The organism is Methylobacterium sp. GC_Met_3, assembly GCF_026540775.1.
Classification (GTDB): domain Bacteria; phylum Pseudomonadota; class Alphaproteobacteria; order Rhizobiales; family Beijerinckiaceae; genus Methylobacterium.
Window position 1 is genome coordinate 62,794 of record NZ_JALNUL010000024.1, and the last position, 10,585, is coordinate 73,378.

Annotated in this window: 7 protein-coding genes and 1 pseudogene; 3 read left to right on the top strand and 5 right to left on the bottom strand. The window is 66.8% G+C overall.

Annotated features, from left to right (window positions below; genetic code table 11):
* Positions 1–6 precede the first annotated feature (6 nt).
* A complete protein-coding gene (locus OXS27_RS22210; protein ID WP_267358698.1) occupies positions 7–687 on the bottom strand; it encodes an aspartate/glutamate racemase family protein in 681 nt (226 codons plus the stop codon).
* Between the two features lie 142 nt (positions 688–829).
* On the opposite strand from OXS27_RS22210, the gene OXS27_RS22215 reads away from it, so the two are divergent.
* Positions 830–2,296 (top strand): amidohydrolase family protein, encoded by a 1,467-nt coding sequence (locus OXS27_RS22215; protein ID WP_267358699.1) that lies wholly within the window; start codon positions 830–832, stop codon positions 2,294–2,296.
* A gap of 19 nt (positions 2,297–2,315) precedes the next feature.
* Here OXS27_RS22215 and OXS27_RS22220 read toward each other — a convergent pair whose 3' ends face one another.
* The 3 genes and pseudogenes from OXS27_RS22220 to OXS27_RS22230 all read right to left on the bottom strand — a co-directional run bounded on the left by OXS27_RS22220 (position 2,316) and on the right by OXS27_RS22230 (position 5,398).
* Positions 2,316–3,908, bottom strand: coding sequence for an ABC transporter substrate-binding protein (locus OXS27_RS22220; protein ID WP_267358700.1), 1,593 nt, complete (start codon positions 3,906–3,908; stop codon positions 2,316–2,318).
* Positions 3,909–4,054: 146 nt separating this feature from the next.
* Positions 4,055–4,348, bottom strand: a pseudogene (locus OXS27_RS22225) (transposase); the annotation flags it as partial.
* 201 nt (positions 4,349–4,549) lie between these two features.
* Positions 4,550–5,398, bottom strand: a complete 849-nt coding sequence (locus OXS27_RS22230; RefSeq protein WP_267358704.1) for a metal-dependent phosphohydrolase — start codon at positions 5,396–5,398, stop codon at positions 4,550–4,552.
* A 155-nt stretch (positions 5,399–5,553) separates the two neighbouring features.
* Between OXS27_RS22230 and OXS27_RS22235 the strand changes: the two genes are divergently transcribed.
* Both OXS27_RS22235 and OXS27_RS22240 read left to right on the top strand, forming a co-directional pair.
* Positions 5,554–7,758, top strand: coding sequence for an ATP-dependent RecD-like DNA helicase (locus OXS27_RS22235; RefSeq protein ID WP_267358701.1), 2,205 nt, complete (start codon positions 5,554–5,556; stop codon positions 7,756–7,758).
* A gap of 362 nt (positions 7,759–8,120) precedes the next feature.
* Complete coding sequence (locus tag OXS27_RS22240; protein WP_243925274.1) at positions 8,121–8,570, top strand: hypothetical protein; 450 nt, start codon at positions 8,121–8,123, stop codon at positions 8,568–8,570.
* 847 nt (positions 8,571–9,417) lie between these two features.
* Here OXS27_RS22240 and OXS27_RS22245 read toward each other — a convergent pair.
* The coding region (locus tag OXS27_RS22245) for a hypothetical protein (RefSeq protein WP_267358702.1) at positions 9,418–10,585 on the bottom strand (1,168 nt) is incomplete at its 5' end.

Sequence of the window (10,585 nt, forward strand, 5' to 3'; positions counted from 1 at the left end):
TCCTTCCTAGAGGGCCGTCCTGAGCAGCACCGCTCCGAGGGCGGCCGCCACCGCTTGCTGGCAGGGCTCGACGACCGGCTGCCCGATGGCCCGCTCGACCGCGGCCCGGTGCAGCGCCATGCCGGCGCAGCCGAGCACGAGGACGTCGGCACCGTCGCGCTCGACCAGAATCCGCGCCGCGGCGATCAGCCGGTCGCGGATGGCCTCACCCGCGGTCTCATCCGCCCGCGCCTCCACCGGCCGGCTGCCGGCGTAGCGGGCGCTGAGGCCCATCTGGCGGACCATCCGGCGCTGGCGCCGCACGCTGCCCTCCGACAGGGCGATGATCCCGAAGCGCTCGCCCAGGGTGAACGACCGGAGGAGGCCCCACTCGGCGATGCCCATCACGGGCCGGCCTTCGGCCACCTCGCGGGCGGTGTGCAGGCCCGGGTCGCTGAAGCAAGCGATCACGAAGGCGTCCGCCCCGTCGGCCGCGATACGCCGGGCGAGCGGCATCACGACGGAATCGGCGTCCTGCTGGGACCCGATGCTCGCCGGCCCCTCGGGCAGGTCCGTCACCGCGATGGCGGGGCCGCCGGCGAGGCGCAGCGGGTCCAGCGCAGCATCAATGGCGGCCGTCACCGCCCGGGAGGAATTGGGGTTGATGACCAGGATGCGCGCGGATCTGACGGCGCCGGGATGGTGCATGCCGCCTCCTGCGGAACCGGCGCGATGGCCTGCCGCTGACGAGAATGGCCGGCGCAATGCGAAACCCGGGCCGTATCGTCCTCGGCGCAACCCGGAAGGCACCGATCTTGCCCACCCCGGCGACCCAAAGGAGAGGTGATCGATGCACGACGACGCAGCCGACGAGTCGAGCGGTGTTACCTTGGTGCAGGGAGCCCGGTGGGTCGTCGCCTGGGATCCCGACAGCAGCGGCCACGTCTATCGCACCGGCGCGGACGTGGTCTTCGCGGACGGCGTCCTCACCCATGTCGGACCGGGCTACGCGGGGCCGCCGCCGGATCGGACCATCGACGCCGCCGGCTGCCTGGTCATGCCGGGGCTCGTCGACATCCACACGCACCTGTTCTCGGAGCCGATGAACAAGGGCATGTGGGATGAGGTCGGCAGCCAGCGCCTCTACAACACCTCGCTCTACGAGTACCTGCCGATCCTGCGGCCCGACGCAGAGGGCACCCGCGCCGCCTACGGGGTGGCGCTCGCCGAGCTTGCGCTCTCGGGCGTCACCACCGTCTGCGACCTCGCCTTGCCGAGCGAAGGCTGGCTCGATCTCCTCGGCGCTTCGGGCCTGCGGGTCTGCATCGCCCCGATGTTTCGGTCGGGGCGCTGGCTCACTCGCAACGGCCACAGTGTGGAATACGCGTGGGACGAGGCGGCCGGCTATCATGGCCTGGAGCAGGCGCTCACCGAGATCGGGGCGGCACAGGCGCACCCAAGCGGACGCCTCTCCGGCATGCTCTGCCCGGCGCAGGTCGATACCTGCACGGCGGAGTTGATGCGTGACGCCCATGCCGAGGCGGTGCGGCGCGACCTGCGCTTCCACACCCATGCGGCGCAGTCCCTGTCGGAATTCCATGAGCTGACCCGCCGCACCGGCAAGACGCCGATCGAGTGGCTGGATGATCTCGGGGTGCTGACCGAGCGCACCATCGTGGGCCACGGGATCTTCCTCGACGACCATCCCTGGACCCACTGGCACAGTCCCGGTGCGGACATGCGGCGCTTGGCCGAGGGTGGCGCCACGGTCGCCCATTGCCCGACGGTCTTCGCCCGCCGCGGCATCGCGCTCAACCATTTTGGCCGCTACGTCCAAGCGGGGGTCAACATGGGCATCGGCACCGATGTCTACCCGCACAACATGCTCGACGAGATGCGCCTCGTCTCGTATCTCGCCCGGGTCGTGGCCGAGAATCCCCGCGACACCCGGGCGGCGGACGTGTTCCACGCCGCCACGGTGGGCGGCGCGAAGGCCCTCGGGCGCACCGACATCGGCCGGCTGGAACCAGGCTGCAAGGCCGATTTCGTCCTCGTCGACTGTGCGCATCCTGCCATGCGGCCGTGCCGCGATCCCGTGCAATCGCTGATCTACTCGGCCGGCGACCGTGCGGTCCGGCAGGTCTTCGTCGGCGGCCGCGAGATCGTGCGCGACGGTCGCGCCCTGACGATCGACTACGCATCTGCTGCCGCAGCCCTTGAGGAGGCCCAGGGCCGCGCGCTGGCGCAGATCCGGCAGCTCGACTGGGCCGGGCGCGGCCCCGACGCCATCGCGCCGCCGACCTTCCCGGGGCTGTGAGGCCCCGGCGCCGTGATCCTCAGGCGGGCCGCACGTTCCAGAAGGTCGGAAACCCGTCGAGGATCCCGGTGAGGCCGGAGCGGAAGGCGGTCGGCTGCAGGTACTGGCCGAGCGGGTAGTAGGGCACGTCCTGCATCGCCTGAAGTTGGATGTCCCGGCAGAGCGCGGCGCGGGCCGCCTCGTCCGGGGCGGTGAACCACGCGCCGCGTAAGGACTCGATCCGCGGGGTGGTGGCCCAGCCGGCATAGCCGGTCTCGCCGGTGCCGCGCAGGGCGATGTAGCCCGCGGGGTTCAGCCAATCCATGCCGGACCAGTTGGTCACGAAGGCGCTCCAGCCGCCTTCCGAGACCGGCCCCTTGCGGTTGCGCCGCTGCAGCATCGCGTTGAACTCGACCGCGTAGACCTCGACATTCATGCCGACCCGCTGCAGCAGGTCGGCCGCGACCTGACCAAGCGCCAGTAGGGGTGCCGAGTTCGACGGCACCATCAACAGTACGGTCTCGCCGTTGTAGCCCGCGGCCTTGAGGTCTGCGCGCACCTTGGCCGGATCGCGCGGGCCATCGAGCGGCCCGAGCCCGTCCGTGGAGGCCATCGGGGTGTCGGGGCAGAAAAAGCCGAGGGGGACGTGGAACAGGGCGGGATCGTCCACGCCGACGACGCCCTGCATGCAGGCGGTCTGATCGATCCCGCCCCAGAGCGCCTGCCGGATCGCCGGGTTGTTGAAGGGGGGCTGCAGGTGATTGACCCGCAGCATCGTGACGAACCCCGTCGTGTCGAGCACGCGGGTGGTCAGGCCCTTTGCGGCCTTCAGGAGGCCAAGCTGGTCGTGCGAGGCGTATTCCTGCCAGTCGGCCTCGCCGGCGATCAACGCGGAGGTCGCCGTCGAAGTGTCGCCGATCACGCGCCACTCGACCCGGTCGTAATGGACAACTTTCGGACCCGAGGTCCAGGTGAGCGCTCCGTCCTTGCGGGGCACGTAGCCCTCGAAGCGGGCGTAAACGGTGCGGTCGCCGGGCACGCGCTCGTCCGCTTTGAAGCGGAACGGCCCCGAGCCGATCAGCTCGGGGACCTGCTGGAACGGGTCGGTGACGGCGAGGCGCTCCGGCATCATGGCGCAGACCGGCACCGAAGCCTTGCCCAGCGCGATCGGCAGGAGCGGGAATGGCTGCTTGAGCTGAAACCGGATGGTCCGGTCATCCGGCGCGGAGAGTTCGTCGGTGGCCTCCATGAGCGAGCCGCCGAACGGGTCGCGCTTGGCCCAGCGCCGCAGGGAGGCGACGCAGTCGCGGGCGAGAACCGGCGTGCCGTCGTGGAAGCGCAGGCCATCGCGCAGGGTCAGGTCCCAGCGGCGCCCGTCCTGCTCAATCCGGTGGCCCTCGACCATCTGCGGCGTGGCGCGATAGGCGCCGTCCATGCCGTAGAGGGTGTCGAAGACCATATAGCCGTGGTTGCGCGTGATGTACGCGAAGGTCATCACCGGATCGAGGGTGACAAGATCCTGCTGCGGAATGAAGCGCAGGGTCGTGGTGGCCGCCGCGCGGACCAGGGATGGTGCCGCGACTGCGCTCGCCACGATGGATCCGGCTCCCTGCAACAACGTACGCCGCTTCATCGGACAAGTCCCACTCTGCGCGGGCGGCGGTCGGACAACCGCTCGCGGTGGTCCAGTACCATTGCCGGACCTGGCAACCCGCAGACTTGCAGGAACGAGGCCGCGGTCCATCGGGCCCGGACCCCTCGAGGGGGCCACTTTGCCTATAGGCTGGCACTATCGAGGACTGCGCGCGACCAATCGGGCACATCGCCATCCTGAAGCTGCGCCAGTTTCGCGCGGTGCGGGGCCGCCGAGCCGCCGCGGACCCGTCTTGCCGCTGCAGCCAACCCCGGAACGCGGTAGATGCTTCCACTGCATGCCGGTACGCAGGATCAGGATGATGCCTGCCAGCGCCACCTGGTCCGAGACGCGCGGCCTCCCGCCTTTCGGCTGCTCAATCTCGGATGGCAGAAGCGGCCCGACCACCGCCAGAGGCCGTGGGGTACGAGCGCGTCTATACCCGCCTAACCCGCTCACTGCGGATTTGTCCGGCGTTCTCAGGCCTCCGTGCTTGTTCGATCGCGTCCGCTCATAAGGCATTGTCGAGGCTAGCTTGATGACCGAATTGGGCGCAAAGCCGACGAGACCTAATGGCGTGAGCGTGGTGCTTGTCGAACGTTATTATCACTATCGCTCGTGCTGAGGACTACTTCTGCGGCTCAGCCTGGGTGCGGTCCCATGCGACGCCGGTCATGCTCAATCGCGAACACATGACTGTAGAGGTTGGCCACCCAGCTCCGCCCCTCAACAGTGAGATCGAGATAGCGGACGGCATCCCCGATGACCGGCTCGATCTTGCCCCAGAAGAACGCCGGGTACCGCTCTGCGAGGTCAGCCGAGTTGGCATAGCCGAGTTGGTCGTCAAGGCAGACCTCGGCGAACTCGTGGAACAGCGCGTTCAGTTTGCGGGGGTATAGCGGATCGCCGAGTTGTCCGATCAGGTCGGCCGCACGCAACAGGCCGGCTTCGGTCCCGGTCTCGCGGTGCTCGTCGTCCGCGGGCACGGGGAAGCGGGTCAGCTCAATGGCGCGCATCACCCGCGGCGCATCGACGAGATCATGCGTGCCGAAGCGCTCCTGTACCGCCAGCTTCGAGCGTTCGATGTGGTAGGGCGCCAGCGCCGCGTCCGAGGCTCCCCGCGGCAAACCGACGGTTGTGCCCTGCGCATCGATGACGAAGGCATTCGCCCGGTCACCTGAGCAGACACCGCGCACGTAGCCGATGTCATGGTACAGGGCGGCCAGGATCATGTGCAGCCAATCCTCCGGCGTGATCCCCTTGTCGAGGAACCGGCCGCGCAGGATGTCCTGAGCCACGAGGGTGACGAGGGCGGTATGGTCGCCATCGTGGTAGAGCGCGTCGCTGCCGACGATGCGCTCGATGGTCAGACGTGCGGACGCCTCGATCACCTCGGCAAAACGTGGCTCGCGACTGCCGAAAGTGCGCTGGTAGGTGAGCGCGAGGTGCTCGCCGAGCGCGTTGGCCAGCATCTTCGTCACATCGAACATAGCTGGTGCCTCACAGACTGAATGCACGCCGACACTGCCCGCTGTGTCGATCAGCACCATGACATCTTGTGAGCAGCGGCCCATACTGTGGAAACGGCTCGTACAGCATCGAGGCGTCGATCTCCGAGGCAGGCCCGTAGGATCTCATAGCCGCCGTGGCTGCGCGCGCATTCCCCGGCTCGGCCGGTCCAGAGATCGAGGCGCTGGCCGGCACCATCGAGCGCGTCACCTTCCACAGCCCCGAGACCGGCTTCTGCGTGCTCAAGGTCCAGGCGCGGGGTAAGCGCGATCTCGTGCCGGTGATCGGCCATGCCCCCGCCATCGCGGCTGGCGAGTGGATCACCGCCACCGGTATCTGGCACACGGATCGCCAGCACGGCGTGCAATTCAAGGCCGATACCCTCAAGGTCACGCCCCCCACCGGGGTCGAGGGCATCGAGAAGTACCTCGCGTCGGGCCACATGCGCGGCATCGGTCCGGCCATGGCCAAGCGCATCGTCGCGGCCTTCGGGGAAGGCACGTTCGAGATCATCGAGGCTGAGCCGCAGCGCCTGCCCGAGGTCGCCGGCATCGGTCCGAAGCGCGCCGCCCGTATCATCGCGGGCTGGGCCGAGCAGAAGGCCGTGCGCGAGATCATGCTGTTCCTGCATGCCCACGGTGTCGGAACGGCACGGGCGGTGCGGATCTTCAAGACCTACGGCCACGAGGCCATCGCGGTCATGACCGAGGATCCGTATCGGCTGGCCAAAGACATCCGGGGCATCGGCTTCAAGACCGCCGACGCCATCGCGATGAAGCTCGGGCTGACCCCGGAGGCGCCGCAGAGGCTGCGCGCGGGTATCTCGTTTGCCCTTCAGAGCGCGACCGATGGCGGACACTGCGCGCTACCTGTGGCGGAGTTGATCAAGCTCGCGGGCGAACTTCTCAGCGTCGATGCCACGCTGATCCGTTCGGCGTTGCTCGACGTGCTGGAGATCGGCGAAGTCGTGCAGGACATCCTCGGCGACAAGGCGTGCATCTTCCTGACCGGGCTTCACACCGCCGAGCGAATGATCGCCGAGCGGTTGCTCCGCCGAACGAAGGGCGCGCCGCCCTGGCCAGAGATCGACCTCGCCCGCGCAATGCCCTGGGTCCGAGAGAAGACTGGAAAGACGCTCTCGCCCTCGCAAGGGGAAGCCGTGCGGCTCGCGCTCGGCGCCAAGCTCGCGGTGATCACCGGCGGTCCGGGCGTGGGCAAGACTTCGACGCTCGACACGATCCTGCGCATCCTGCGGGCGAAAGGCGTGCAGGTGCTGCTCGCCGCCCCAACCGGCCGGGCGGCCAAGCGCATGACTGAGCAGACCGGGCTGGAGGCCAAGACGATCCACCGCCTGCTGGAGATCGATCCGAAGCACGGCGGCTTCTCGCGCAACGAGGACAACCCGCTCGCCTGCGACCTGCTAGTGATCGATGAGACCTCGATGGTCGATGTGCCGCTGATGAACGCCCTGACCAAGGCGATCCCGGAGCACGCTGCGCTGCTCCTCGTCGGCGACGTTGACCAGCTACCTTCTGTTGGGCCTGGGCAGGTCTTGGCGGACGTCATCGCCTCGGGGGCTATCCCGGTGGCGCGCCTCACTGAGGTGTTTCGGCAGGCGGCCGAGAGTCGGATCGTCATGAACGCGCACCGGATCAACGCCGGCAAGATGCCCGAGCCAGCCGCCCGGGGCGCGGACAGCGACTTCCACCTGATCGAGATCGACGAGCCCGAGCCCGCGGTGGCGACGCTGATCGAGGTGGTTACCAAGCGCATCCCGGCCCGCTTCGGCCTCGACCCTGTCCGCGAAGTGCAGGTGCTGACACCGATGCAGCGCGGCGTGCTCGGCGCGCGCAACCTCAACCATGAGCTCCAGGCGGTGCTGAATCCAAACCCCCCTGTTTCGGTAGAGCGGTTCGGCTGGCGCTTCTCACCTGGGGACCGGGTGATGGAGAGCCAAAACGACTACGACCGGGAGGTGTTCAACGGCGATCTCGGCACGGTGGCACGCATCGATCAGGACGAGGGGGCGGTGATCGTCGATTTCGACGGGCGGGAGGTGATCTACCCCTATGGCGAACTCGACACGCTGGTACCCGCCTACGCCACGACCATCCACAAATCGCAGGGCTCGGAGTACCCGGCGGTGGTGATCCCGCTCGCCATGCAGCATTGGACCATGCTGGCGAGGAACCTCCTGTACACGGGGGTGACCCGCGGCAAGCGACTCGTCGTCCTGCTCGCACAACGCAAGGCGCTCGGGATCGCGGTTCGCGGCGGCAACATGCGGCCGCGCTGGACCAAGCTTCGGGAATGGCTCATGGCAACAGCACAGCCGCTGTAGCGGCTGTCACGAATGACCAAGGGCATCGCCGCCGAGTTGGGCAAAAAGCGTTAGGGGCAGCTCGCCTCAGTTGCACAGCTGGTCAGGGGACGTCGTCGATGGTGAGGCCGCCGCACCCTGATCGTGTTCGGACAAGAGCCCTGGACTTCTGGTTAGCGCGGAGCGCCATAGCTTGCGTAGCTGGCCTTCAATGGCTCGTTGTGAATGACTTCTCGCTCGGACCCCGCTGGCTCGCCCCAACGCTCGAACTCGTGCTGCTGGTGCCACTGTCGGCCGCCACGGCTCGGAACCAGGGTCGGGCGCGGCGCGCCACGACAGACGCACACTGGGCCGAGGTTCACCACCATCATCGCCTGATCCGCATGATGGCATTCTTCATGACAGCGCTTGTCACCATGGCGAACACCGCCGCCCTCGCAGCCCTGGTCCACGCCCTCCTGAACGGCAAGGCAGCTGGCGGCTCAACCTTGCTCGTGGATGCCCTCAATATCTGGGGCACCAATGTCGTGATCTTCGCCCTGTGGTTCTGGACGACAGATCGCGGTGGTGCGGCTCTAAGAGGCCACCCGAGCGCGCGAGATCCCGACTTTCTGTTCCCGCAGATGACCTTCGGATCGGCTGAAGCGCGGGCGCAATTCGTTCCGGGCTTTATAGATTACTTGTTCTTAGCGTTCACCAACGCGACCGCTTTCTCACCCACTGACACGCTGCCACTGACGGCGCGCGCCAAGTTACTGATGATGGCCGAGGCGCTGGTCTCGCTGCTGACCGTGGCGCTCGTCGCCGCCCGCGCCGTCAACATTCTCGCCTGAACCCAGCTTCGGCGCGAAACCTATTCATACTGACCCGGCGCCGCACCCAAACCAAGGAGCGGCCATCAGCTCGGACTTAGCTAGACCCTGCTCAAAGGTACGGTTCCAGCGTTTCGGTTTGCCTGACCTCGTCCTCCCCTCCCCTGCAAACTTGCTGCGTTGCCGTCCCGAGCCGGTGAAAGCGGCCGATAGGCCGACTGCTGCCAAGCCTGGAAGTGGGCCTGCCAAAGATAAACAAGCCAGCGCTGCAGCTGAAAGCCGCGAAGCAGTAGCTGCCGACGCCGAACTCTTCCTGCATCAGGTCGACGGTGCCGGATCGCGGTCGCTCGACCGCGCAAGCTGGCTGCAGAGGGGCCGGCTTGAACATCCGTAAGGCGTCGGACTCACAGCACGTTGAGGCCATCGCCCTGGCCTAGGCGGCCAACATCCGTATCAGCGGCAGCCTACGGTGTGCAACGATCATGGCCGAGGTTGAAACGCTGAGCGGGCGAAAGCGTTCGCGTACGACTCGCGACCTGTACCTGATCGTCGAGCGAGCCGCACATAATCCAAGTGTCCGAGTTGCGCGCAAAACCGAACGACCGGTTTTGCGCGCATTAGCGATCCGGCATGGCGTAATCTGGCCGTTAGCGGAATGGCTGCTTCGGAGAGGGCGGACCTGAAAAGCGGACGGCCTCCTATCGACCCAACTCAGTCGCCGGAAGCGCTGTCGGCGTTCTCCCAAAGCGGACGTTCGTCAGTCCTCCGCCAACTTCGGTCCAAGGTCGAGGATGGTGGTGCAGTACCTGTTCCCTAGGATTGGCTTACGGCCTCTCGCTGCGGCCGTAAGCCAAGCCCTGTAACGGCTTCAAAAATCGGACGTAGAGACGCCTGCACCCGCCTTCACCGGTGCTGCAGCAGGCGCGCCTCTGGCTGATCCCCCAGCCGCTGCCGGCGCCTTCGGCAAGGCTCCCTGCTGCGTCATGCGTTGCTCGGCGGCTCCCATCGCGCGACCGACCGCCTCAGCGTCGGCTGCCCAGCGCTGGCTCCATGCCACGGCCACGACCTGCATCTTCGCCTTGGACCAGGGATGTTCACCACGCCATGATAAGATGTCGGTCGCACCCTTCAATTGAAGGTCGCCAGCCTGGGCTCTGACCTCATCGTTCAAGGCATCGAGGTTGTAGCTCTGCATCGAGCCGTCGGCCGCCTTCCGACTTTCGTACGCCTCCTTCGACTTCGCAGTCGCTAACACCCGCTCGCTCACGAACCGCTGGATCGCGGCCATTGCCGCTAATTTGGCGCGGCTGATATCGGCCGGCATCAGGCTGGACTGAGGCGCCACGCCGAAGCCGACGATGACCCGTTCCCCATTCTCATCCGTGAAGACGCGTGCCCCCATCGTGTACGCGAGCCAATCTGGGTTGTCGGCCTTGATCGCCTCGAACTGCTTTCGGACCGGTGCCTGCGGCGTCTCCGGCTGAATCTTGAGGGTCGGATTCCAGATCGTCTCCGCAACTCCGGCGAGTTTCGGCGTCCAGATCAGACCGGTAAGGACGCTGTATTTGCCCCCATCCTGCAGGCTCGGGCCCTCGCACTGGACGACTGTAAACGCACCGGAGGCGAACATCTCCGCGCTGCGCTCGATGCTCTGGTTGATCCGCAATTGCTCGGTGGCGATTGCTTCGCGCTTTTGCGCCTCAGTCCCCCCTTTCCAGTTGGGATCGAATTTCTTGATCTCGGCGTCGAGGGCCTTGTCCGTGAGGACCAAAGATTTGTCGACGATGGACAGCTGTTCGACGACCGGTCGCATGGACGGCGGTGCATCGTCCCCGCCTAACAATCTCGCGGTCACCGACCGGTCCGACTGTATCGTCGTGCGCATTGCTTCCGCCAACGACCTTCGAGCGCTAAGCTCAGCGTAGGTGAAAGCCGCGTTCCGGGCTGGAAGCCAATTGCGCGACCCCACAGGCTCTTCCACGGAAGCTTGGCTTTGAGCGACGTAGACAAAATATCCGTTCTTCTCTTCGTTTTTT